This window comes from Candidatus Photobacterium acropomis (assembly GCF_030685555.1).
Lineage (GTDB): Bacteria > Pseudomonadota > Gammaproteobacteria > Enterobacterales > Vibrionaceae > Photobacterium > Photobacterium lucens.
Genome location: NZ_CP131609.1, coordinates 1568883 through 1594641 on the forward strand (window position 1 = coordinate 1568883; position 25759 = coordinate 1594641).

The window sequence follows — 25759 nt, forward strand, 5'->3', positions numbered from 1 at the left end:
GAATGGTGGTTACTTGGGTATAGAATCTAGGGGAAATCTTCTAATTCCGAGAGCTGCTCTGTCATATTGCTCCGTCTATAAAAGAAGGCTGCTGAGTTTGACCCAGCAGCCTTTTTGCCTTGTGTTATTCAATACTGCTATCAATCAATGAAAGTCCCCGAAATGATTAAGCCTTGCTGCTGGTAACAGGATGATATTGCTGGCCTTTCATTGTCACTTCTAGCTGAGGTGAGGCAATATCAATATGATGTTTCATAAACTTATTTTTAATTCGGCAGTGAAGATCATGGGTCAAACTTAAACGATGTCCTGTTTCTGCAGCATAAGCCCGCAATTCAAATTGTTGGCAATCAGCGGTTAACCCTAAGAAAAACACTTCTGGAGCAGGGTTATCAAGTACCAGTTCACATTCCTCAGCAGCTTCAAATAATAATTGTGTTACTAGCTCTGGATCGGCTTTCAATTTCACATTGATTGAAAGTTTTACCCGAGTAACTGCATCAGACAGCGACCAGTTAATAAATTGCTCAGTTACAAATGCTCTATTTGGCACAATCACTTCTTTTCTGTCCCAATCAACAATCGTTGTAGCGCGTGTTTTTATTTTTGCGACTACACCTGTGAGGTTGCGAATAGTGACTGTGTCGCCAATACGAATGGGTTTTTCAAATAAAAGAATTAAGCCAGAAATAAAGTTGGCAAAGATTTCCTGCATACCAAAACCTATACCAACACCAAGAGCAGCAACTAGCCATTGAATTTTACTCCAATCAAATCCAATTAATGTTGAGCCAACAATAACGCCGATGAAAACGGATAAATATCGAGTGACAGAAGTAATGGCATAACCTGTACCCGGGCTTAAATTTAAATGCTGTAAAATCAGCAGCTCCATCGCACTGGGTAAATCGCGGGTTAAAATAATGGTTAAGCCAAGGGCTAGTATTGCCAGCAAGATACTGTGCAAGGTGATCGTGTTTAATTGATCGACACCATTAATTGTATGAGTAATATCCCATAGCGCAACGCTTTTTAGCAGAGATGTCGCCTGATATAAATCTGCAAATAACCAGCAAAGAATAAGCAAATAAATTAATGACATTGAGTGTAATAAACGTAGAGATTGCGCACTGATCCTATCCAAATCGATCTTTGGCTCTTCAATATCAAGTTCATTGTTGGCATAGTTTTCATCTTGAGATTGATTCATGATTTCTTGACGTTTTGCTTTTGCCCGTTCAAAGGCTAAGCGGCGTTTTTGTATTAACATCAATCGCTTGATTAAGAAGTAAATCAGTACAGTAACAGCACTAATAATCGCCCCTTGCTGTATGCGTAACATGATATTTTGTGCCGTCGACAAATAACCGTAAAGTGCTGCGCAGTTAAACACTTGTGGAATGATGATCAATACCCACCAAAAGATATGATGACCAATATGCGCTTTACCTTGAGGTAATTTGCCATAGATGATTGGTATCTTTAGCTTCCATAACTGCCAGTGGAAAACACTAATGGCAATATTAGAAATAACAAAAGCCAAACGACCAAGCGGAGCGGTTGTCTCTAACTCACTGGTAAAAAAGGTAAACTGCTGCAAGATAAGAGCGGGGATAAAGACTATCATCAAGTATTTATAATAACGGAAGATGTTATTAACTAATGTCTCAGACCAACCAAAGTGACTAATGAATAAGCCATTATCACGGCATAATTCTCTAATAAAAAAGTAGACAACTAACGCATATGGAAATAAAAGCGCTTGGCCTAAATGGAAAATAAACGGTAATTGCCAAGTAAGACTTAAGGTGTATCCAATAATAGATATTATAAGTGGGATCGGGCATGCAAGTAGAAAAGCAATCGCTATATTCATATAGCTATAACGGAATTTATCCACGGTGACACGATTAATATATTTGCTGGTTTTTTCTAAATAAACCAACCAGTGTTTTTTAGCAAAATATAAAAAAGTGAGCAGCAAGGTAATCGCTATCGCGCTAATAAAAAGAATATAAGCGTTAATAAAATATGGCACTTTAGTTATTTTCAGCCATTGTGTAGGAGAGAAAAACCACTGAATTCTTTCTCCTGTTTGTTTTATTCCATCAATACTTAGCGGGTTAGTATTGGGTGCCCAAAATAGCAGTTTTGCTGACTCACTTTTAACTGTTGTCAACATACTGTCTAAACGCTCGTAAAGCACTTTCAGTTTGGCTTGCTGGTAAATTAAGGTTTCAGAAGCCTTGTTTATATCACTGTATAGGGTGAGGTTATCTTGTATCAGCGAGTGTAAGTGCTCAATTTGCTGTTCAGATAGATTATCAGTGCTGATTTTGTTCTCACTCTTTTTCAATAGCGCTAATTGTTGTTGATAATCGTAAAGATGAATTTGATTACGTGCGACATCTAAGTTGAGTTTCTCTATCGGTGGATTAGCCGGTAAATCTTGTAAACGATTACGGAGGTTTTCACTAATAATTGGGCTTACTTTAAGCCAGCTTGCCATTATTTTTAATGCTCCCTCGGTTTGTGTCGCTTCCGCTATTTGCTCATTAGTGACATTCGTTAATTGCTGTGTTTGTTCTATGCGAGAACTCAAGGTGGTGAGTTCAGAATAGAGGCGGTTATTTAACGTTAACTGTTGTTGAATCACCTTTGGTTGGTTTTGAATATTGGCCTGTTGCTCCTGACTTTCAGTGCTATTTTCAGGCATGCTAGAACGTAAAAGATGGTTGAGGGTGTTTTGTAAATTATTTCTGTATGCTTGATGTGCTTCAATCAGTAGGTTTTCGTATTGCAGATGTAATTTAGCTAACTCACGACGTTTTCCCGCGCTGAGCTGCTCTGCTTCTAACATAATTAGATGACTGTCCGTATATTGCTCTGCGATTTGAAGCAGCATGCGCTCTTCAGTGTTATTAACACGTTTAGCTTGAGACAGTTTTTGGATGAGATTCTGTTTTTTCGTGCGTAATTTATTGGCTTGGTAGCTGAAATCGTCAATACCATGCTCTATTTTAATTAAAATATTGTGAGACGATTGGCGGGAAAGTTCGAGTTGGATCAGCTTGGTATCTTGTCCGGCAATCTCCAATGTCAGTTGGTCGTGATCCCAATCGCTAAACTCTGGAAATTCTGTGGCGCTAAAGTTATCTATTTGCTCTTTGATTGCAGACTTCTGTTCAGGGTAAGTCTCCGTCAGTTCTTCATAACGACGGGTCGCTTGGTTAAAGTCCTTAATTTTCTCTAGTTGGTTTTGAGCTGTTTGATAAGTGGCAAGCTGTTTTACGGTTTCCGGCGTTTTTTGTTGTAGTTCGAGTTGATTAATTTTAGTCGCAATAATTTGTTTATAGGGTGTACTTTCCTCGGCAAAGATTGGGGCGCAAATAAAAAGAAGAAATAAACGTAAGAATAATAAAAATCGCATAAATAACCTGTTATTGAGTATTACTACTACGTGAAATGGAATATATGACGCAATATGGCCGTACCTAATAAATACAAAGTTCGGTACGAGAATAGACCCATTTGATCTATAAGTAGGCGAATAAAACACATAACGGGAAAATACCTTGACCGAGGTAGTAGAAGTGATTACATTAGCCGCCGTTGAAACGCACAGCGGTTCAGCAACAACGTGGTGAGGTGTCCGAGTGGCTGAAGGAGCACGCCTGGAAAGTGTGTATACGGCAACGTATCGAGGGTTCGAATCCCTCCCTCACCGCCATCTCTTATTTAATAAGAGAACACAATTTAGGAGAGATGGCTGAGTGGTTGAAAGCACCGGTCTTGAAAACCGGCATACGTTAATAGCGTATCTAGGGTTCAAATCCCTATCTCTCCGCCATATTAAAGAGGGCTGCTGAGTTTGACTCAGCAGCCTTTTTACTTTGGGTCATTTATATAGTTAAAGCAGGGTTCAAATCCTCTAATACCCAGAACTGCTTCGCCATTTTTAGAGAAAGCCGTTGATGAAGTCAGCGGCTTTTTTGCATCTGAAGAATGACTAATCTTGTCGCAATACTGATGTTGGTATCATCAGGGTTCAAATCCTCTATGACGAGTTTAATACATTTCTTTCTTTTCATATTTCCAAAATATCTTGAAACAAAATAATGCAATTAACCTCATAATATTTATGACTTAAATGGAATATGATCAGCGTAATTTAAGTGTGTTTTTGCGTAAGAGCTAACGATCTGATTAATAATATATTGTTCAAGTTAAAATGAAGAATTTCAAAGTAATAGATAAGAAAGATTTTAATGGTAAAAGTTACTTGTCCACCGTGTTTCTTCGAAGCAAAGAACTTAAATCAGAAGTTTCGTTATTAAAGTGGATAAAGTTGACATTGGTAGAACTTGCAATTGGTGTTGAGTTATTGGAAAACATCATTATGAGTTTCTCTGTTGCTCCTTATGATGGTTATAAAAAGGAGTTAGGGGAAAATTACGGAGCAACGCGGCATCTGAGCATTTTTGTACCCTATGGTATTTTTAACAATATAGTTCGCGAAGCAGCAATTGAAGTATTGTTTTATAAATATTACAAACAATATTACTTGTTGCAACCAGCGGAAGAGTATGATGTTGACAAAGAATCCTGTTCTATAAATTGCACTAGGACAAGATTTAGTGCTCGCAAAGATCTATTTTCTGAGTTAATTGCTTTTAGGCGGGTATATGAGTTGTGTTGGCTATTATTTAATGTAGCAATCGATATTGCTGTATATTTGCTTTCAAATAGCCTTGAAGCAGCAATTGCCTCAGCAATTAGCATAGAAGGAATAAGACGATTACTAAGAATATAAAATTGCATAACAAACTTTTTTATACAATTTTTGGTATATTTCAGATGTATCAGTATTGTGTTATTTTTCTGATATCTAACAACTTAAATAGGTCTGATAATTTATCTAACTTAGCCATGGCTCTGTATAGATTTGATTTACAATTCCACCATATAAAACAAAACCGCTGAGTTAACTTTCAGCGGCTTTTTTGCATTTGTTATAAATCGTGATTTATAAACGCGAATTGAACCAATTGGCGGTTATTTCTAATAGCTCTTTACTTTGATGTGCCTTTGGATCAAAGACATTAAAGATATGATCGCCATCTTTCATGATGACAGCTGTCGCATCTTTACTGCCAGATGCGGTGATCAGTGTATTCGCATTTTCCCAAGGTAGGACGGTATCGTTAGTACCTGAAACTGCTAATAAAGAGCCAGTAAATTGCTTCATCAAAGTTAATGATTGCTGGGCTTTTAATTGTTCAAACCATGTTAGGTTGACCTTTAACGATGGACGCCAATCATAGTTAATAAGTGCGTAGCCGTTCTGTTTTGCCTCGTCATAGTATTGTTCAAAAAAGGTTTTCATTGGCGCAATGCCATTACCAACAGCAGGAGACCAAACAGCGAGTGATTTAATGTTAGGCTCTTCAATGACTAATAATTGTGAAATTAAAGCACCTTGGCTAAAGCCGATAACCCCAATGCGATTTTTATCGATTTGTGGATTATCTTGAAGATAGTTAAAAGCGGTTTTGCTATCGAGAACAGCGGAAGATAAAGAGTATTCTAAGTCTGATGTTTTACTGTCGCCACTGCCTGCAAAATCGAGACGAATAGAGGCAATCCCCATCGCTTCTAATTTTTCACTGAGAGATTTGTATAAATTACCCACTTCATCTTTTTGTGATCCTGTGCCGTGGAGCATGATCACCGCAGGTATTTGCTTATCTATTTTCTTATCAGGTACAGAAAAGATGGCTGGAATATCATAGCTGCCGTTATTTAGAGATATTTGCTGAGAGTCGGCAAAGGTCATAGTCGAAAAGCTTAATATTAATGAAGGGATGATAAATTTTTTTAACATGATAGAGATGAAAAATGAATGATATATTGATGATTCTAAATTAATTTAGATTATCCATCTGAGTTTAAAGTTGAAAATTAGATGTCTATTACAAATCATAAGTCATTAAAAGCATAAAGGTCTAGCACGATCACTAGACCTTTATTTTGTTGAAGTCAGTACTCGGGTTATCCCATAAACTTTGTCATAAAGTTGCTGATGTTTGAAAGGCTAGCCGCTGCCATTACTACCACAATTAAAACACCTGTAACGGTTAGGTACATTGGGTGTTTGTAATCACCGACGATGTCTTTGCGGCGCGTAGCGGCAAGTACCATAGCGAGTACCACAGGTAGAATAATACTGTTGATAAGACCAGCTAACATGAGTAGTAGAATAGGCATGTTCATGGTTACGGTGCCAAGGCTAGTGATGATGATAAAGCCCACACACCATGCTTTTTCATTGCGTGCAACTACAGGGAATAGGGTCTTAATTAGTGAGATTGCCATGTAAGAGTTGCCAACCACCGAAGTAATTGAAGCAACAAATAACACTAAACCAAAGATAAAGTAGCCCACTTCGCCAGCACCTTGACGGAAAGCATCAGCGGCAGGGTTTGAAGTATCTAATACCGCGCCTGTTGCAATCACACCAAATACCGCTAAGAACAGCAGAATACGGATCACAACTGCAATTGAAATGCCTGCCCATGCGGCTTTTTTAATCGATGTTACGTTGTCTTTGCCTTGTAAGCCTACATCCACTAAACGCTGCGCACCAGTGTAGTAACCACCTACAGCACCACCAACGATAGTTAATGTTGGTAGTAATAGGTTGCTCATATCGGTTGGAATAACAGCTGCCTTTAGTGTTTCACCCATTGGCGGTAGGCTGGTCATGGCGACATAAGCAATCAGCACAATCATAAACAAGCCAAGGTAGCGCGCCATTTGATCCATGCGTTTTGAAGCGTTATGAACAATAAACAGTAAGCAACCTACAACGCCTGTAAACAGTGCGCCCCATGTAGTATCAACGCCGGTTAAAACATTAATGCCTAACGCTGCTCCACTGACGTTACCGAAGTTAAATGCTACTGCACCCAGTGCCAGCAGAATACCGACAGCGTAGCCCATGCCCGGTGCTACACGGTTAGCAATGTCTTGAATACGCAGGCCAGATACACCGACAATGCGCCATAAGTTCATCACAATACCAAAGGTGATAAACATCGAAGCGAAGACAGGAAATGCCATGTCGATTTTGTAGATATTAGTAAAAACAGCGGTTTGAGTCAGAAAGCCTGGACCAACAGAGGTGGTGGCCATTAAGAATGCTACGCTCAAAATCGCTTTGTTTTGCCAAGAAGTGTTTTGAGTGGCAGCAGGTGCTGCAGAAGTCATCGTTGTCATGTTGGTCTCTAAAATGTTGTCTCTCTATTTATAGAAAAAAAGAAAGACAACTGACCAAGATCAGCTGACTAAAAGAAAAGAATATAAAACGTAAAAACAGACAGTTACAAGATGTAATCGTTTGCTTGGCGGCGGATTTTAGAGATATTGAATAAGACTGTCAACGAAAAAATAGAATAAAAAATGTTTTTGTCTTTTTGGGTGATATTTATCTTTGAAAGGAATTTTTAGTGATGAGTTTATGCTGTGTAGTTTGGTTTATTAGGGAGTTAGAGGGTAGAAAAGAGAAAGTCGCTGAATGAGAGTCAGCGACTTTGCGTAGAAAACGTTATGATTTTAGTGCTAATACAGCGCCAAAGGTGACAAGCCCTGCACCACATAATTGGTTTAGTAGTTTTTTCATATTCAATAAACGCGTTTGCAGTGCTTTTGAAGTAAATAGGATCGCAACAAGGCTGAACCATAAAAAGTGCATCGCAATCATATAAGCGCCATATAGCAAGGCAACATGGTTATCGCTTGCATCTGTCGATACCACTTGGCTAAACACACTTAAGAAAAACAGCATGGTTTTAGGGTTTAAGGCGTTACAGAGAAAGCCTTGTGCCAGAAAGTGTTTACTACTTTTACTTGGTGCAGTCTCACCTTGTAGATCGGTTTTATTGTCAGAAAAAAAGATCCCTTTAATGCCTAGATAAATTAAGTAGGCAGCACCTGCATAGCGAATAGCATTAAACAGCATTTCATTTTGTGAGATAAGGTAACTGATCCCCAATAATGAATAAGTAATGTGTATGGTGATCGCAAGGCTAATACCAATTGCTGTCCAGATCCCTGCAGAACGCCCATGATTAAGGCTGTTTTTTAACACTAATACGAAGTCAGCACCAGGGCTGATTACAATCAATAATCCTAAAATCGCTAAGCTGATCAGTTCCATTTATCCCCCAAACAAGTCTGTAATGGCGTTATTGTATGTGTTAGATGGCTATGTTTTAATCGAAAAGAAGTTGAGTAACATGTGAGAAAAATTCACAGATGAGGCATCTTAAAGCATTTCATGTATTCGATGTGTCAGCGTCATGTTCAAGTTTTAGTGAAGCGGCACAGCAATTGAACATTACGCATGGCGCAGTGAGTAAACAGATCAAAACCTTAGAAACCTATTTAGGGGTTGAGCTCTTTTATAAGAAAGGGCGCAATGTCTATTTAACGACACAAGGTGAAAAGTTAAAGGTTGCGACTCGGCAGGCGTTTAGCGTATTGGAAACGAGCGTTCACGAATTGCGTCAATTTCAAACTCAAGCGTTGGAAGTCTCTTGTGAGCCAACATTGACCATGCGTTGGTTAATGCCTCGGCTAGCGGATTTCTATGAAAAATCAGGGATTGATGTACGATTGTCTACTGCTGGTGGTGCAATTGAGTTAGGGATGAGTGGATTATCACTGGCTATTCGTCGTGATGATTTTGAGTGTCTTCGTGATTACCATAAAACACCGTTAGTGGCGGAATGGGTTGGGCCTGTGTTTTCTCCTGAATATTGGGATAAGGTCAAACATGATCACCAAGACATTACCTTCATTCATAGCGCAACCAGACCGACAGCATGGCAAAGTTGGCAAGACAAAAGCCATCATTGCCTTGATATAAAAGGGAAGCATCAACAAACATTTGGTCACTTTTATTTTTGTATTCAAGCGGCGATTGATGGTTTAGGCGCGGCGATGGGATCTTATCCCTTTGTGATGGATGATATAAAGCGCGGTGTACTTATTGCTCCATTTGGTTTTGTCCCATCTGGCTGTGATTATATGTTGATGAGTACCAAAGCGGAGTTAGAAGGTGCTGAAGCTTTATTTTCAACATGGCTGACTGAGCATTTATCGCAGGCAATACCAACTAGCGATGAGCAAGAAAAGTAACCCTATTTGAAAAAGAAAAGCCGCTTAAATATAGCGGCTTTGTCGTTATAGATTAGCTATTGTCATCAGGCTTCACGGGCAATTAAGTTTGGTTCTTGGTTATTTACTTGATAGTTATTAATTGCGATAACACGTTTAGTCATGCGAGGGTGGCTTGAGGTAATTTCTTGGAGAAAACCAAAGACCGCAGGCACACTTAGTTCTTGTTGTACAAAGCTATCGTTATTAGTAGCAGCTAAAAGCTCTTTACTGCCTGAAGCTAATGCAATTAGCGCGTTAAGGCTCGCTTGTTTATCTTTAACGATTTCTGCTGCAATGCGGTCACAGGTTAGTTCACAAGCGCGGCTATATGCCGAGCCAAGGAAAGGAACAAACATCGCAGGTTTCATGAGTAGGTTGATCCAGAAATTAACGTGACCTGCAGCGTGGTGTGCGAGTTCATGGGCGATCACAAAACGAAGTTGGTCTTGTTTTTTCTCTTCCCATAATAAATCAACTAAATCACTAAATAGTAGCGTATATTTACGTGATAAAAACTTCACCGCTAAAGCATTAGTTAAACCTTGTGCGTTCACAATAAACATTTCAGGTTTGTCTTTAATATTTAATGCTGTGGCAATGTCGTCCGCCATGGTATTTAAATCCATATATTGATTTTTATTTACGTGAACCGCATTACCAAAAATGCTGGCTTGGAAAAATTTACTGGATAGCCATAAAAAGAATGCGATTGGAATAAGGAAAACGAGAATACTAAATAAAGTGCCGAGTAATAATGCCGCCCAAATTAATCCACCAATAATAATGCATAACATTCTATAAAGGTTTTCTTTAGGGTGACGCAATGCTGAAACGTTCATTAAGCAATTCCTTTTATACGTTAATTTAGGTTTAAATAAAGTGGCAAAATAATGCGTCTTATCTGAATGTTGGTGCAAATAAGTAAGTATAAAAATGCGATGTGATTAATGAAAATGTATCAATGTTGCGCAATTGAAATAATTATCTGTCGATTTATTCTATAAAGTGTTTTTGTGGTGAATAAATAGCTTATCAAGAGCTATCATTTATTCGCTATTTTTTAATTGAACTTATTCACAGTTTTAAATATTTTATCTTGGTGATCCCAATACATTGTTTATATATCGAAATGATACTTTTCATAAAAAAGACAATGAAAATTGAATCCTGAGAACAACATCAAAGTTAAAGTTTAAGTTCATTATGACGCTCACTTTTTTGTTTTAGATCAAATAAAACTATTAGCCAAGTCGGTAAAACAATATAAAAAGGTATTACGTTATTCCTTTTTATAATTAACGAAAACATTTTAACAAGAGTGTTTTGGTAATTATTTTCTTGATATTAAGGTGAGTATTATGAGTAGTGCATTCTATATTCCTACAGTTAACTTCATGGGCGCTGGTTGTCTTACACAAGCAGCAGACGCAATTAAATCTCACGGTTTTAAAAAAGCATTAATTGTTACCGATAAAGTATTGAACCAGATTGGTGTTGTGACTCAAGTGGCTGTATTGCTAACTGAGCGTGATATTGATTCTGTGGTTTATGATGGTACTCAACCAAACCCAACCATTAAAAATGTGGATGAAGGTTTAGCGTTATTAAAAGAAAACCAATGTGATTTTGTCATTTCTTTAGGCGGTGGTTCACCACATGACTGCGCGAAAGGTGTTGCGCTATTAGCTGCGAACGGTGGTCAAATTGGTGACTACGAAGGTGTTGATCGCTCAGCAAAAGCACAGTTACCAGTGGTTGCTATTAACACTACAGCAGGTACAGCTTCTGAAATGACTCGCTTCTGTATTATTACGGATGAAGAGCGTCATATTAAGATGGCGATTGTAGATAAGAACACCACGCCATTAATGTCCGTCAATGATCCACAATTAATGTTGGCAAAACCGGCATCACTGACTGCAGCAACAGGTATGGATGCGTTAACTCACGCTATCGAAGCGTATGTTTCAATCGCGGCAACACCAATCACAGATGCGGTTGCGATTAAAGCGATTGAGTTAATTCAACAAAACCTACGTACCGCAGTGAAAGAAGGTCAAAACCTTAATGCTCGTGAGCAAATGGCGTATGCGCAGTTCATGGCGGGTATGGCATTTAACAACGCATCACTCGGTTATGTACATGCGATGGCGCACCAGTTAGGCGGCTACTACAATCTTCCTCATGGTGTATGTAATGCTGTATTACTTCCGCATGTTCAACGCTACAACGCACAGGTATCAGCGGAGCGCTTACGTGATGTTGCAAAAGCGATGGGCGTTAATGTGGAAAACATGACAGCAGAGCAGGGTGCAGACGCTGCACTTAAAGCTATTGTGGCGCTATCTAAAGATGTGGGTATTCCATCTGGCCTAAAAGAGCTTGGTGTGAAGGAAGAGGATGTGGCGTTATTGGCTGATAATGCGCTGAAAGATGCTTGTGGTTTCACTAACCCTAAACAAGCAACGCATGAAGAAATTTCACAGATCTTTATGGCTGCAATGTAATTGCTAACGTAATGAGATAGTAAAAAGGCAATCAGATGATTGCCTTTTTTATTACTTGTTGCTTATTGCTTAATTAAGAGCAACTTACAATAGGGGACTAAACATATAGAAGAAGCGTTCAACGAGCTTGTTCTTCATCGAACGTTTACTCCATTGTTCTTTATCTACTTCATCTGAATCAGCAATGTAGCTTTGTTGTAGTTGGCTTAGTTCTTGGGTAAAGACAATATTATCGACAGCCATAGTCACTTCAAAGTTGAGCCACAAGCTACGCATGTCCAAATTCACCGTACCAATTAAGCAGTGACTTTCATCAATCACTACCGATTTGGTGTGTAATAAACCGCCATGGAAGCGATGAATATGCACGCCTGATTCTAATAGATCACTAAAGAATGAACGGCTTGCCCATTCCACCATCACAGAGTCATTCTTACGTGGGATCACAACATGTACTTCAACGCCACGCTCTGCAGCTCCTTTCATTGCATGTAATAAATGCTCACTTGGGACAAAGTAAGGCGTAGTGATCACCACTGAGCGTTGCGCTTGGTAAATACTTAGCAGTAACACTTGATGGATAATATCATCCGGCATACCGGGACCTGACGGGATCACTTGCACCGTGTCTTTATGGGCTGTATCAATAGCGCACGACGGTAAAGGTGGTAAGAAACGTTGCCCTGTTTCTACTTCCCAATCCCATGCTTGAATACAATTTAATACCGATACCGTTGGGCCAGAAATGCGTACCATCACATCAACCCATTGCCCAACACCTGCATCGATTTTAAAGAATGCAGGATCGACCAAGTTCATTGAACCTGTGTAAGCGATGTGGTCATCAATCACGACAATTTTACGGTGTAGGCGCAGATCAAGGCGACGGAAGAACATACGAAATGGTGAAACGGCTAAGGCTTCAACCAATTCAATACCTGCACCACGCATCAGTTTAGGCCAATGCGATTGGAAGAAACGCATACTGCCAGCAGAATCTAATAATAAACGTACTTTTACCCCACGTTTACAGGCTTGGATGAGTGCGACACCCACTTCATCCGCCAGACCACCCGGGTTCCAAATATAAAATTCAAGATGGATAGAGTGTTGTGCTTGGTTAATATCAGCGATCAGTGAACGTAAAATTTCTTGAGGTGATGATTGTAGTGATAGATCATTGCCTATTAACCCGGGAATGCCTAAGCGATTTTCACATAAATCACTGATTGGTTTGGCTACCAGAGTCATTTGTTGGGGTTGATGCCCCGGACAATCATTGAGTTGTTTAAACCAGTTACCAAAAGGCAAGAACATTTCACGAGCACGTTCAGCGCGTTTTTTGCCAAGGTTTAATTCACCAAATAATAGATATGCAATGACCCCACCGATAGGTACGATGTAAATGATCATCATCCAAGCGAGTGAAACACCCACAACTCGACGTTTAAAAACGACACGGACTGTGACTGCTGCAATCAGCAACCAATAAGCGAAGACGCCAATCCACGTTAAGACTTGATAAAACTGTTCCATCAAAAGACTTCGTTGTTTAAATAATACGTTATCGACATATAGTGCATTGAAATATCAGAAAATCCTAGTATGCAGTTTATCTATTAGCCCAAAATGCGTGAAAAATCAGTTTTTATATGTTTTAAATCATGCATTTTTTGTACCTTTCGTGTTTTCGCTAAGTGAAATACGATAGGGATAATACTCACTATAAGAACTTCTATATGTGCGTTTATTTTTAGCACGACTTTTTCTTTTTTGCTGAGCTAGTTATACTCGCCCGCTCATTTTCAGTAGGAAATTCCATGTTTACTCTTGTTTACCAGCATCCTGATTTTCTTGTGATCAATAAACATCCCGGGATCAGTGTCCATAAAGATGATAATGATCAGCCGTTACTTGCCGCTGTTACTGAGCAAACAGGGGATGAAAAACTGTATTTGATCCATCGCCTCGACAAGATGACATCAGGGTTATTGCTGTTAGGACGTAATAAAGAAGCGGCTTCGATTTTATCTTCTAATTTTGCTGAACGTGTGGTCGAAAAGTTTTATGTTGCTATCGGCACGAAAAAGCCGAAGAAAAAACAAGGTGTGGTGATTGGTGATATGTCACGTTCACGCCGTAGTAGCTGGAAGTTAGAAAGCACCAAAGAGAACCCAGCGGTAACGCAGTTTTTCTCTGCCGCAGCAGGAGAAGGGCGTCGCGTCTTTTTGTGTAAGCCACATACGGGAAAAACCCATCAAATTCGCGTTGCTTTGCGTAGTGTCGGTTCAGGTATTACTGGCGATGATATTTACGGTACAGAAGCGGCTGATCGTGGTTATTTACATGCTTATGCCTTGTCATTTCCTTATAAAGGTGAAACGCAACGTTTTATTTGCCCGCCAACTGAAGGCGAACTATGGCAAGTGGCAGAAACGCAACAAGCATTAACTGAGTGGCAGCAGCCTTGGCAATTAGCTTGGCCTGTTTTGCCTCATAAAAAGTAATAGTGTCTTTGTGGTGATTTTCCGCAGTTTGCTTTTCGCTTTGTTAAATCGAGTAGCAACTGTGGAAATCACGAGCGATTAAACTGCATATTTATCTGATCACTATCACTCTGAGTAGGGTTAACGTATAATGACCGCCTAGGATCAACCTAGCACAGAGAAAGACCATGCGTATCGCCCGAACACGAAACCGTAGAAAGCAAATCAACAATAAACGACAGCAACGTCATTGTCGTTATCGGGCTCAGCAATTCTTTCATTCTATTGATAGTTCCCACTATTCTCCTTATTCCCCAGCGCATCCTGCCGCTAATGCTTCTCCTTTTCTTGTATCACCTGTTCTTATTTACTGTAATTATCCAGCGTTTATACCTTCTTTTATTAATAGTGAAACGTCCTCGACGCCAATGCCATGCGCTTTGTTACTCGCAGCATAAACAATACTTGCGCTGAAACTGGCATTCTTATTGTCAGTGGTTAAAATAGCGCTCTTAATTCACTATATAGTTTGAAGTTATGGAAATAAGTGCATTACCCACTTTAGAAGCGCACCTCGTCGCTGCATTGTCTACACCACCAACAGAAGTGCGTCGACTATTTCATGGTCGTGGACGCTGCTGGCAAGGGCTAGAGCAAATCACGGTTGATTGGTTGCAAGGTCAAGTACTTGTTTCTTTATTTAAAGAGCCTTCAGCTGAGTTCTTAGCTGAACTTACTACTTTGCTGAATAAGCTGACTGAAACTGCAGAATGGCAACACAGTGGTGCGAGATCGTTATTGCTTCAACATCGTGATCGTCTTGGTTCACCTATGGACGTGATCTGGGGTGAAACCTCTGAATACCAAGATGTGATTGAAAGTGGCTTAGTGTACAAGTTGGATCTTGGACGTAAGCAAAATAACGGCTTATTCCTTGATATGCGTTTGGGTCGCGATTGGGTTCGTGAGCAAGCTGAAGGTAAGCGTGTGCTTAACTTATTTGCCTACACATGTGGTTTTTCTGTCGCAGCCATTGCTGGTGGTGCAGAGCACGTGGTGAACCTTGATATGGCGAAAGCGGCACTCAACCGTGGTCGTGATAATCACCATTTAAATAAGCATGATTTAAAGAAAGTGAGTTTCTTAGGTCATGAGCTATTTAAATCATGGGGTAAGGTTCGCAAATACGGCCCGTATGATTTGATTATCATCGATCCGCCATCGTTCCAAAAAGGCAGCTTTGCGTTAACCAAAGATTATCAAAAAATCTTACGTCGTTTACCTGAATTACTAACGGAAAACGGTACAGTATTAGCTTGTGTTAATGATCCTAGTATTACTTCTGACTTTTTAATTGAAGGTATGGCAGCAGAAGCGCCAGAGCTAGTATTTGAAAAGCGTTTAGAGAATCCACCTGAGTTTAAAGATGTTGAACCAGAGGGTGGTTTAAAAGCTTTAGTGTTTCAGCGCAAGTAATTGAAACTAAACATTGATGCAACAACTTTCTTATCCCTTATGTTTTTAATGTAAGGGATTTTTTGTATCTAATTTATGATTTCTTAGTGATAAAAATGGGTAAATTATCACATTACCATATATTCAACGTTACTAACCTCTTCATAATTAAGACGAATGTTGCAATTTTGTAGCGACTGACAAATACTGAAAAGACAGGACAAAAATAAAAACGTAGGGAAGCGAGTTAGCTGGTTTAGGTTAACCGAATAGCGAACATACATTAAGGGATGTGTAATTATGTTTAAGTCTTTTTTTCTCGATCGCCGTTGGTTCTTATGGTCGATCCTCGGTAGTGCCTTAATTCTGTATGTGACTTGGTATAAGGTGCAGATAGACGTTGAGGTGAATGAGTGGTTTGGTACTTTCTATGATTTGATTCAGAAAGCACTTGCTAAACCTAATGCAGTGACATTTGAAGAGTTTCTATCTAGCTGTATCGATTTTTTCAACATTGTTTCTATCTACATCATTATTGCAGTGATGCTTGATTTCTTCGTTCGACATTATGTTTTCCGCTGGCGAACCGCAATGAATGATTACTACATGTCGCATTGGGATAAAATTCATCATATTGAAGGTGCATCTCAACGTGTACAAGAAGATACCATGCGTTTCGCACGTATTGTGGAAGGGCTAGGAGTGAGCTTTATGCGCTCACTGATGACCTTGTTTGCTTTCTTACCTATCTTGTGGGTATTGAGTGAAAATATTACTGAATTACCTTGGATTGGCGAAGTTGATCGTTCTTTAGTTTACCTTGCTATTATCTCGGCATTATTTGGTACCGTATTGCTTGCCATCGTAGGCGTGAAATTACCCGGGCTGGAATTTAAAAACCAAAAAGTAGAAGCGGCATATCGTAAAGAGCTAGTGTTTGGTGAAGATCAAAATAATCGTGCCCAGCCTGAAACGGTTGGTGAGCTGTTCTTTAATGTGCGTAAGAATTATTTCAATCTTTATCGTCATTACTTATATTTTGATATCGCGAAATGGTCATATATTCAGTACACGGTGATTGTGCCTTATATCGCACTGGGGCCTGCGATTGTATCGGGAGCATTAACATTAGGGGTGTTACAACAGATCTTACGTGCTTTTGGTAAGGTAGAAGAATCATTTCAGTTCTTGGTGCATTCGTGGAGTACGATTGTTGAATTGATGTCGATTTATAAACGATTGAAAGCGTTTGAAGTGCAAATCAATGAAGCGATTGCGGCTGAAGATGTAGCAGCGGATGAACAGATTTAAGCGTTTTATTGAATGCAAATAAGATCAAAAAAGCCCATGTAAATAGTGTATTTACGTGGGCTTTATTCTTACTACAACAGTGGCTTATTTAATTGATGAACAGAAGTCTTTAGAAATAACTTGCTGTGCCATTGTACGGCCACTGATGTCTTTTATGGTGATTTGATAGTTCACGCCATTATCAAATAGTGGAATGATTTCTGGGTTACGACAGTAGTTGGCTGCTGCTGTTTTTGCTGCACGTGATGGTGTAATTGCACTTTTACCACCGTAAATCACATTGATTTTTACCGTACTACCAGAAGCATAAGCCTGAGTGATTTGGTAAGCATCGATTTTAGGATAAGGCGCTTTGCTATCAATGGCTGCGGCACGGCTTTGTGCTAGAGATTCTGCAACTTGTTGCTTTTCGTGCGAAGCACAGCCACTTAATAGTAATACACCGAGAGATGCTGTAATTAGCGCTTTATTGATGGATAATTTCACGATCTAGTCCTTAAGCTGCTAATTATGGAAGCACTTTTTTAAATGGCTTCACGATGACATTTGCGTAAACGCCTGCATCAATATAAGGATCGGCATCAGCCCATTGTTGTGCTTGCTCTAAAGAGTCAAATTCAGCGATAACTGTTGAACCAGTAAAGCCTGCTTCGCCAGGGTTGTCACTATCGATTGCTGGCATTGGACCTGCAACTAATAGACGGCCTTGCTCTTGAAGCTCTTTTAAACGCGCAAGGTGCTTTTCACGCACACTCATACGACGCTCTAGGCTATTTTCTACGTCTTGAGAAAAAATGACGTACCACATTATTGTTCTCCCTAATAAAGTACAGAGGTGATAGCAATAAATATCTGCTATCTATTTTGTTATACCCAAGCAACCTCAAGATGCCGTGTTCAGCGAGACGACCTTAGTTCTCAGGCGCGGCAACGATTCGAAGATATAGTGGTTCTACATTGAGAATCGTTAACAAAGTCTGAGAGCTAAGGACGCTCTGAATCAGGCATCTTGAGGTTGCTTGGGTATATTCTATTTCTCCATAGTAACCAATAAAAAAAGCACTAACTAGGCGTTAGTGCTTTTTTGTCGGCTAATGTTGTACTTGTTGGCAAAAAATGACGTGAACAACTAGGCTTTTACGATAGGGCGAGGGCGACCTTCGCTATTAATAGCGACGTAGTTAAAGGTTGCTTCACACACACGATAACGATCGCCAACAGCTTCAACACTAACAGGCTTAACCCATACTTCCAGTGCGACACTCATTGATGTATTACCGATGCGTTTACATTCACCATAGCAGCACACTACATCACCAACACTAACAGGGGCTTTAAATTCAATTTTATCAACAGATACGGTCACAACACGACCGCCTGAGATTTCTTTCGCTAAGATAGCACCAGCCAAATCGAGTTGTGACATGATCCAACCACCAAAGATATCACCGTTGGCGTTGGTGTCGGCTGGCATGGCAAGCGTGCGAAGCAGAAGCTGTCCGCGTGGGATATTATTTTCAGTGTTCATGGTTCTACAACTTTTTACTGGTTATTGTCACTTTTCGGTAAGTGGCGATAAATATAGCCACCCGTTAAGAAGGTAAAGAGCAGGGTTAATGCAAGCAACCCAAATACCTTAAAATCTACCCAGATATCGAGCGGGAAATTGAATGCAATATAGACGTTTACTACAGCACAGACAACAAAAAACACACTCCATGCAAGGTTAATTCGTAACCACACAGCTTCAGGTAAACTGATTTCTTTACCCAGCATGCTTTTAATTAATGGCTTACCCATAAATTGGCTAATTAAAAGTGCTAAAGCAAAGATGGCATAGATGATGGTGACTTTCCATTTGATGAAATTTTCATCGTGTAGAAAAATAGTTAAACCACCAAAAATTGCTACTAATACAAAGGTCACTAACTGCATTTTTTCGACTTTTTTGTAGATGAACCATGTCACTACAATTTGTACAGCGGTTGCCGCAATTAATGCGCCTGTCGCAATAAAAATGCCGCTCGTTTTAAATAAAATAAAGAAGATAATAAGGGGGATAAAATCGATTAATTGCTTCATTACAACAACTCATTTCTAAGAATTATTGACAGTATACCTTTTTAGAATCACGAATGAAAAACGATCAAAAAAAGCTACTCTTCACCTGTCGATGAAAGAGTAGCTTGAGCGTTGTGAATAAGGTTTATTTTTGAGTCGGTTGCTGCTCGATAAGATTATCAACAATGACAGCACAAGCCGCATCACCGGTAATGTTTAATGCTGTGCGGATCATGTCAAAAATACGATCTAAGGCGAACAGCAGTGGTAGCCCTTCAATAGGAATACCTGCGGCAAGTAACACGGCGACAACGAGAAAAGAAGGTCCTGGCACTCCAGCCTGACCGACTGCACCTAAGGTTGAGGTTAGGATAATCGCAATATAAGCGCCAAGACTTAAATCAACTTGGAAAATCTGGGCAAAGAACATGGCAACTAAACCATAATAAATCGCATTACCGCTCATATTAATCGTTGCCCCTAATGGGAGCACAAAAGAAGCGGTAGAGTTACGCACTTTTAATTCTTCTTCACAGGTTTCCATATTAACAGGCAGTGTTGCCATTGAAGAAGCGGTGGAAAGGGCAACAATCTGTGGCTTTTTCATGGCAGATAAGAAAGTTAAAGCCGACGTTTTACTCAATACCTGTACTAGCAGTGGATAGAAGATAAAGCCATAAATCGCAATTGCAGCAACGTAAACCACAAACAGTTTAAATACCACCATTAAAGCATCGAAACCAAAGGTGCCAACAGCATCAGCCATCAAACCAAATACGCCTAATGGTGCAATCTTCATAACAATGTTGATCATCCACACCATGGCATCCACGATAGCATTAATACCGTTAACCAGCGGATCGCGACGTTCTTTTTCTAACTTAGAAATAGCAATACCAAAGAAAAGACAGAAAACAAGAATTTGTAAGATATTGGCTTCAGTGAGTGATTGGAAAACATTGGTTGGGATCATACCCAATACGGTATTCCAGAAGGTTGGCAACTCTCCTTTATCAGCATAGGTTTTGGCAAATAGTCCTGAGACAGCATTCAGATCGACACCCACACCCGGTTTGAATATATGCCCCATAAATAGGGCGAGGGAGACAGCGATAGCTGAAGTTAGGGTGAAAAAGAGTAAGGTACTGGCGCCCACTTTTCCTGCTGATTGGCTATTTCCAAGCCCTGCTGCGCCTGAAATAATGGCAACGGCAACTAATGGGATCACCAGCATTTTGATTAAATGGATAAAAATACTGCCAAGGGGAGCAAAGATTGCTGCTTCGTGCCCCATCATGGCACCAACTAGCGTTCCTAAGAACATGGCAATAACAACTTGAACACCAATGTTTTTCATCAGATTTCCATTATTCTGCACAATCGTGACCTCTATATGTAATGCATAAGCAAGCGCTAAAAGCGGTAACATAAGGTGTTGGTATTGTTTTAATTGTTACACCAATATTTTATAAAGCTGTCTTTTACATGCAACAATCTGCAATGGCAATTATTTGATTCCATATTTTGCGCAAAGTCAGTAAAAAAACACCTTTAAATATGCATCGAAGATAGTATGTGTGTGGCGTTTTTGACGCAAAAAAGAAGCCTATGTCCTTTTAGCGCTTAAGCGTAAGAGGAACATAGGCTTCTTTTATATTGAGTAAATTAGCGCAGGCTTGCTGCTTTCATTGCTGAAATAAACTCAGCCAGTTTCGCTAGCATTTGGCTATTATCACCAAGGTTTTGCTCAATGATTTTGACTACTGCCGATCCTGAAATGGCACCTGCGGCACCGGCTTCAATAGCATCACGGACTTGCTCAGGGGACGAGATACCGAAACCTAAAATAGCGGGTGGTGCATTGTGTGCTTTAAGGCTTGAAAGCAAATGTTCAATTGGCATGCCAGCCTTGGTTTCAGCACCAGTAACACCTGCACGTGATAATAGATAAGTGTAACCGCCGCCTAGTTCTGATACAGCTTGAAGTGTGGCTTCGTCTGCATTTGGTGGCGCGATAAAAATAGGGTGAACACCATATTTTACTGCTGCTTCACGAAACTCTTGTGATGCATTGACAGGAACATCAGCAATCAACACTGAATCTACACTCGCTTCTGCGCATTGCTGGTAGAAGTTTTCAATACCTGCGGCAAACACAAGGTTGGCGTACATCAGCAAACCAATCGGCAGTGTTGGGTATTTCTGGCGAATTTGCGTTAGCATCTCAAAGCACAACGCTGGTGTTGTACCAGATGCTAAGGCACGAATCGTCGCCCCTTGAATGGTTGGGCCATCTGCTAGCGGATCAGAAAATGGAATACCTAGCTCTAATGCGTCTGCACCAGATTCAACTAAAGTATCGATGATCTGCATTGATTGCTCAGGACTAGGATCACCAATGGTAACGAATGGAACAAAGGCACCTTCATTGCGCTCAGCCAACGTGCTGAATAACTCTTGATAACGATCCATTACAGTGCTCCCTTGTCCTTTAAAATATCGTGAACAGTAAAGATATCTTTGTCACCACGACCTGATAAATTCACCACTAAGAGTTGTTCTTTTTCAGGCTCTGCTTGGATCAATTTTAATGCGTATGCTAATGCATGTGCTGATTCCAATGCAGGAATGATACCTTCATTACGTGCTAGTAATTGGAATGCTTCCAATGCTTCATCGTCTGTTACTGAGCCATACTCAGCACGGCCAATAGCATTAAGATGTGCGTGTTGTGGACCAACGGATGGGAAATCAAGTCCCGCTGAAACTGAGTAAGACTCTTCCACTTGACCATGCTCATCTTGCATCAGTGGCGCTTTCATACCGAAGAAAATACCTAGTTTGCCATGTTTAAGTGGCGCACCGTGCATATTGGTGTCTAAACCTTTACCAGCAGGCTCTACACCAATTAACTTAACGTCAGTTTCTTCAATAAAGTCTGCGAACATACCAATGGCATTTGAACCACCACCAACACAAGCGATCACCGCATCAGGTAGACGACCTTCTTTTTCAACAATTTGTGCTTTGGTCTCTTCACCAATAATGTGTTGGAACTCACGCACAATCGTTGGGAATGGGTGAGGACCTGCCGCAGTACCTAGCAAGTAGTGGGCTTTATCGTAACTTGCCGACCAATCACGCATCGCTTCGTTACAGGCATCTTTTAGCGTTGCAGAGCCTGAATGGACAGGGATCACTTCAGCACCCATTAGCTTCATGCGAAATACGTTCGGGCTTTGACGCTCAACATCTTTTGCGCCCATGTAAACACGACATTTCAGACCTAATAGGGCGCAGGCAAGAGCGGTTGCAACACCGTGTTGACCAGCACCTGTTTCAGCGATGATCTCGTTTTTGCCCATGCGCTTAGCAAGTAATGCCTGACCTAAAACTTGGTTAGTTTTGTGTGCGCCGCCATGGAGTAAGTCTTCACGCTTTAGATACAGCTTAGTGTTGGTACCTTTGGTTAGGTTCTGACATAGCGTAAGGGCGGTTGGGCGACCTGCGTACTCTTTTAGTAGCGTAATGAATTCTTGTTGGAAACTTGGATCTTGTTGCGCTTCGATAAACGCATCTTCCAGTTGGTCCAAAGCTGGGACTAAAATTTGTGGTACGTACTGACCACCAAATTCGCCAAAGAAGGCATTTAATTTGCTCATAATTATTTATTGTCCTTAATATTTTTGATTGCCGCGAATGCCGCATCCAATTTATTCGGGTCTTTTTGCCCTGGCGCACTTTCCACACCAGAGTTTAAGTCAAGGCCATCAAATCCTAATGCTGCCGCTTGTTGTGCGTTATCTGCATTTAAGCCACCAGCCAGTAATATACCTTTGCGATCGCTACTTTGGATCAATGACCAATCGAAGCTCGTGCCAGTACCACCACTTTGATTACCTACTTTACTATCAACAAGGTGTTTATCAACGGTAAAATCCTTCAGTTCAGGAAGGGTCTCTGCCACACCGTGTGCTTTCCAAATCCGGCAGGCTTTCGGTAAGCTTGCTCGAAGCTCATTGATGTACCCTTGGGTTTCGTCACCATGAAGCTGAACCGCAGCTAAAGAGAGGTGGTTGGCAACATGGCTAACCTCTTTAACCGCTGCATTTTGGAATACACCAACAAAGTGAAGCGGAGCACCTGTCATTACATGGCGAGCTTGTTCAATATCAATACAACGAGGTGACGCAGGAACAAAGATCAAACCACCGTAAACGGCGCCATTTTGATACGCAGCCGTGGCATCTTTGGCTTGGGTTAAACCACAGACTTTGTTTTCACCAAACAGTACGCGACGAACCGCAAGATCGAGGTTATCTTCTGCCATTAATGAGCTACCAATTAAGAAGCCGTTAGCAAAAGCTGCGAGATCACGCACTTCTTGGTTGGTGTAAATACCTGACTCTGAAATCACAATGGTGTCTTGCGATAGTTTAGGCGCAAGCTGTTTTGTGCGGTTTAAATCAATGCTTAAGTCACGTAAGTTACGGTTGTTAATGCCGACAACTTTTGCGTTAAGCTTGATTGCTCGTTCAAGCTCTTCTTCGTTACTGACTTCAGTTAAAACGCCAAGATTCAACTCATTAGCGACAGCGGCAAGGGTTTGGTATTCCTCGTCATTAAGCACAGATAGCATCAGTAATATCGCATCGGCTTGATAGTAACGTGCTAAATAGACTTGGTAGGTATCAACCATGAAGTCTTTACATAATACCGGCTGGCGTACCTGACCACGGACTTGAGGTAGAAACTCAAAGTTACCTTGAAAGTACTTTTCATCGGTTAGGACTGAAATGGCACTGGCGTAGTTGTTGTACACGCTCGCAATGTAATCAAGGTTAAAATCATCACGGATCAAGCCTTTCGACGGTGATGCTTTTTTACATTCCAGAATAAAAGCAGGACGCTCTACACCGTGATCGGCATTAGATACGAGCGCTTGGTAAAAATCACGATCACTTGGGACAAGCTCATTTATAAATGAAGCCAGTGGCTGTGATTCTTTACGTGCTTCTACCCAAATCTTTTTGTCAGCAACAATTTTTGCTAATACTGTTTCCATGATTATCCTCGTGCTGCCAATTTTTCTACCAACTCAAAAGCCTTACCTGATTGCATGACTTCAATGGCTTGTTGAGTATTTTGTTTCAGATCTTCTTGACCAAATAAGCGTAATAGCAGTGCGACGTTAACAGCGACTGCGCCCACTTGGGCAGGTGTACCTTTACCCGTTAAAATATTGGTGATAATGGCGCGGTTTTCTTCTGGCTCACCGCCTTTGATTGCTTCTAACGGGTAAGTGTCCAAACCGAAATCAGCAGGGGTTAGGGTATATTCTGTGATTTCACCGTTGATGATTTCTGCAACATGGGTTTCACCATGAATTGCCACTTCGTCTAAACCGCTACCGTGAACTACTGCCGCACGTTTCATACCCATGGTTGCCATGGTTTCTGCAATCGGGCGAACGAGACTGTTATCGTAAACACCCATCAACTCAATGTTAGGTTTGGCAGGGTTAATTAATGGCCCCAATACATTGAAGATGGTGCGGGTTTTTAATGTTTGACGTACAGGCATCGCATGACGAACACCACCATGGTATTCAGGGGCAAACAAGAAGCACACGCCTAGTTCATCTAATGCGCCACGGGCGTTTTCAGGCGTCATCGCAAGGTTGATCCCAAACTTATCCAGTAGATCCGATGAGCCAGATTTACTGGAAACGCCACGGTTACCGTGTTTCGCCACTTTAATGCCACACGCAGCAGCAACGAATGCCGCAGTGGTTGAAATATTAATGGTATTGGCACCATCACCACCTGTACCAACAATGTCAGCAAAGTCGTAATCAGGGCGAGGGAAAGGGTTGGCATTAGCCACTAACGCACTGGCGGCACCAGCAATTTCCTGAGGTGTTTCACCTTTGATTTTTAGCGAGGTTAATACCGCAGAAAGCAAGATAGGATCCACTTCACCTTTGATAATGGCATCAAACAGGGTGTGACTTTCTTCTTGGCTCAGAGATGCTTGGTCGTAGAGCTTATTGGCAATGTCGTAAATTTTGTTATCCATAATCATCATCCTTAATGCTTTGAATTTATTCGTTTGGGTTTGGGCTTGTTACCCAATTTAAGGTGTGTGTTAAAAGCTCCGCCCCTTGGGTCGTTAAAATGGACTCTGGGTGGAATTGAAAGCCACAAACCTTATCTTCTTCGTTCAGTACAGCCATGACTAAGCCGTTTACATCTGCGATAGTTGTTAGGCTGGCTGGTACTTCTGTTGCGACCAAAGAGTGGTAACGAGCAATAGAAAGCGGGTTAGGTAAGCGACCAAACACCGTATGTTGGTTATGGTTCATCATTGCCGCTTTACCATGGACAATTTCACCTGCGCCTGAAACCTTACCGCCGTAGGCTTCAACAATGGCTTGATGGCCTAAACAGATCCCAATCATTGGGACTTTGCCTTTTACACGTAGGATCAGCTCTGGCATACAACCCGCATCGGCTGGTGCGCCAGGCCCTGGTGATAGCACTAAAACGGGATTTGTTTTCTCAGCCAGTGCGTTTTCAACTTGCTCTGCGGATAAGTTATTACGGTAGATTGTTACTGGGTGACCGAGTGAGCGAAACTGATCAACAAGGTTATAAGTAAACGAATCAAAGTTATCGAGTAGCACAATATGGGCTGGGGTTGCGTTTGTCATTGTGG

The 25759-nt window shown here is 40.8% G+C and carries 22 protein-coding genes and 2 tRNA genes; 8 read left to right on the forward strand and 16 right to left on the reverse strand.

All coding sequences use genetic code 11. From position 1 onward, the window contains the following. Positions 1 to 166: 166 nt before the first annotated feature. Complete coding sequence (locus tag Q7657_RS14305; protein ID WP_107165010.1) at positions 167 to 3430, reverse strand: mechanosensitive ion channel domain-containing protein; 3264 nt, start codon at positions 3428 to 3430, stop codon at positions 167 to 169. A 212-nt stretch (positions 3431 to 3642) separates the two neighbouring features. Here Q7657_RS14305 and Q7657_RS14310 point away from each other — a divergent pair. The 3 genes from Q7657_RS14310 (at position 3643) to Q7657_RS14320 (ending at position 4813) form a co-directional block, all read left to right on the forward strand. Further along, positions 3643 to 3730, forward strand: a tRNA-Ser gene (locus tag Q7657_RS14310). A 29-nt stretch (positions 3731 to 3759) separates the two neighbouring features. After that, a tRNA-Ser gene (locus Q7657_RS14315) sits at positions 3760 to 3850 on the forward strand. A 381-nt stretch (positions 3851 to 4231) separates the two neighbouring features. After that, the gene (locus Q7657_RS14320) at positions 4232 to 4813 is read left to right on the forward strand and encodes a hypothetical protein (protein WP_107165011.1); all 582 of its coding nucleotides are present in this window, start codon (positions 4232 to 4234) and stop codon (positions 4811 to 4813) included. Between the two features lie 213 nt (positions 4814 to 5026). Here Q7657_RS14320 and Q7657_RS14325 read toward each other — a convergent pair whose 3' ends face one another. From Q7657_RS14325 to Q7657_RS14335, 3 genes are all read right to left on the reverse strand, one after another. After that, positions 5027 to 5836, reverse strand: coding sequence for an alpha/beta hydrolase (locus Q7657_RS14325; protein ID WP_181319778.1), 810 nt, complete (start codon positions 5834 to 5836; stop codon positions 5027 to 5029). A gap of 215 nt (positions 5837 to 6051) precedes the next feature. Further along, complete coding sequence (locus Q7657_RS14330) at positions 6052 to 7278, reverse strand: NRAMP family divalent metal transporter (protein WP_053988379.1); 1227 nt, start codon at positions 7276 to 7278, stop codon at positions 6052 to 6054. Between the two features lie 328 nt (positions 7279 to 7606). Beyond that, entirely contained in the window at positions 7607 to 8218 is a 612-nt protein-coding gene (locus Q7657_RS14335) for a LysE family translocator (protein WP_107165013.1), read from the reverse strand. A gap of 98 nt (positions 8219 to 8316) precedes the next feature. Between Q7657_RS14335 and Q7657_RS14340 the strand changes: the two genes are divergently transcribed. After that, positions 8317 to 9201, forward strand: coding sequence for a LysR family transcriptional regulator (locus Q7657_RS14340; protein ID WP_107165014.1), 885 nt, complete (start codon positions 8317 to 8319; stop codon positions 9199 to 9201). Positions 9202 to 9266: 65 nt separating this feature from the next. On the opposite strand, the gene Q7657_RS14345 is transcribed toward Q7657_RS14340, so the two are convergent. After that, positions 9267 to 10061 carry a M48 family metallopeptidase gene (locus tag Q7657_RS14345; RefSeq protein WP_107165015.1) on the reverse strand — a complete coding sequence of 265 codons (795 nt, stop codon included), beginning with the start codon at positions 10059 to 10061 and terminating at the stop codon, positions 9267 to 9269. Between the two features lie 519 nt (positions 10062 to 10580). On the opposite strand from Q7657_RS14345, the gene yiaY reads away from it, so the two are divergent. After that, positions 10581 to 11729 carry an L-threonine dehydrogenase gene (gene yiaY / locus Q7657_RS14350; protein ID WP_107165016.1) on the forward strand — a complete coding sequence of 383 codons (1149 nt, stop codon included), beginning with the start codon at positions 10581 to 10583 and terminating at the stop codon, positions 11727 to 11729. Positions 11730 to 11813: 84 nt separating this feature from the next. Here the strand turns inward: yiaY and cls are convergent, their stop codons facing one another. Next, positions 11814 to 13265: a cardiolipin synthase gene (gene cls, locus Q7657_RS14355; protein WP_053988374.1), complete on the reverse strand. Its 1452-nt coding sequence runs from the start codon at positions 13263 to 13265 to the stop codon at positions 11814 to 11816. Between the two features lie 284 nt (positions 13266 to 13549). Between cls and Q7657_RS14360 the strand changes: the two genes are divergently transcribed. The 3 genes from Q7657_RS14360 to sbmA all read left to right on the forward strand — a co-directional run bounded on the left by Q7657_RS14360 (position 13550) and on the right by sbmA (position 16981). Next, positions 13550 to 14236 (forward strand): TIGR01621 family pseudouridine synthase, encoded by a 687-nt coding sequence (locus Q7657_RS14360; protein WP_107165017.1) that lies wholly within the window; start codon positions 13550 to 13552, stop codon positions 14234 to 14236. A gap of 516 nt (positions 14237 to 14752) precedes the next feature. After that, positions 14753 to 15691 carry a class I SAM-dependent methyltransferase gene (locus Q7657_RS14365; RefSeq protein ID WP_107165019.1) on the forward strand — a complete coding sequence of 313 codons (939 nt, stop codon included), beginning with the start codon at positions 14753 to 14755 and terminating at the stop codon, positions 15689 to 15691. A 279-nt stretch (positions 15692 to 15970) separates the two neighbouring features. Beyond that, positions 15971 to 16981: a peptide antibiotic transporter SbmA gene (gene sbmA, locus Q7657_RS14370; RefSeq protein ID WP_053988371.1), complete on the forward strand. Its 1011-nt coding sequence runs from the start codon at positions 15971 to 15973 to the stop codon at positions 16979 to 16981. Between the two features lie 84 nt (positions 16982 to 17065). Here the strand turns inward: sbmA and gspS2 are convergent, their stop codons facing one another. The 10 genes from gspS2 to Q7657_RS14420 form a co-directional block, all read right to left on the reverse strand. Next, positions 17066 to 17467: a type II secretion system pilot lipoprotein GspS-beta gene (gspS2, locus tag Q7657_RS14375; RefSeq protein WP_053988370.1), complete on the reverse strand. Its 402-nt coding sequence runs from the start codon at positions 17465 to 17467 to the stop codon at positions 17066 to 17068. A 22-nt stretch (positions 17468 to 17489) separates the two neighbouring features. Further along, a complete protein-coding gene (locus tag Q7657_RS14380) occupies positions 17490 to 17789 on the reverse strand; it encodes a YciI family protein (RefSeq protein ID WP_053988369.1) in 300 nt (99 codons plus the stop codon). Positions 17790 to 18110: 321 nt separating this feature from the next. Next, a complete protein-coding gene (gene yciA / locus Q7657_RS14385; protein ID WP_053988368.1) occupies positions 18111 to 18509 on the reverse strand; it encodes an acyl-CoA thioester hydrolase YciA in 399 nt (132 codons plus the stop codon). A 14-nt stretch (positions 18510 to 18523) separates the two neighbouring features. Then, a complete protein-coding gene (locus Q7657_RS14390) occupies positions 18524 to 19063 on the reverse strand; it encodes a septation protein A (protein ID WP_053988367.1) in 540 nt (179 codons plus the stop codon). Between the two features lie 124 nt (positions 19064 to 19187). Continuing rightward, positions 19188 to 20399 (reverse strand): dicarboxylate/amino acid:cation symporter, encoded by a 1212-nt coding sequence (locus Q7657_RS14395; RefSeq protein ID WP_107165020.1) that lies wholly within the window; start codon positions 20397 to 20399, stop codon positions 19188 to 19190. Positions 20400 to 20707: 308 nt separating this feature from the next. Continuing rightward, positions 20708 to 21514: a tryptophan synthase subunit alpha gene (trpA, locus tag Q7657_RS14400; RefSeq protein WP_107165021.1), complete on the reverse strand. Its 807-nt coding sequence runs from the start codon at positions 21512 to 21514 to the stop codon at positions 20708 to 20710. Further along, complete coding sequence (gene trpB / locus Q7657_RS14405) at positions 21514 to 22704, reverse strand: tryptophan synthase subunit beta (protein ID WP_107165022.1); 1191 nt, start codon at positions 22702 to 22704, stop codon at positions 21514 to 21516. The genes trpA and trpB overlap by 1 nt, the downstream gene beginning before the upstream one ends. A gap of 2 nt (positions 22705 to 22706) precedes the next feature. Continuing rightward, positions 22707 to 24107 carry a bifunctional indole-3-glycerol-phosphate synthase TrpC/phosphoribosylanthranilate isomerase TrpF gene (gene trpCF, locus Q7657_RS14410; protein WP_498827327.1) on the reverse strand — a complete coding sequence of 467 codons (1401 nt, stop codon included), beginning with the start codon at positions 24105 to 24107 and terminating at the stop codon, positions 22707 to 22709. Positions 24108 to 24109: 2 nt separating this feature from the next. Further along, on the reverse strand, positions 24110 to 25120 hold the full coding sequence (gene trpD, locus Q7657_RS14415; protein ID WP_107165024.1) for an anthranilate phosphoribosyltransferase: 1011 nt from the start codon (positions 25118 to 25120) through the stop codon (positions 24110 to 24112). A gap of 25 nt (positions 25121 to 25145) precedes the next feature. Next, positions 25146 to 25754: an aminodeoxychorismate/anthranilate synthase component II gene (locus tag Q7657_RS14420; RefSeq protein WP_107165025.1), complete on the reverse strand. Its 609-nt coding sequence runs from the start codon at positions 25752 to 25754 to the stop codon at positions 25146 to 25148. Positions 25755 to 25759 lie beyond the last annotated feature (5 nt).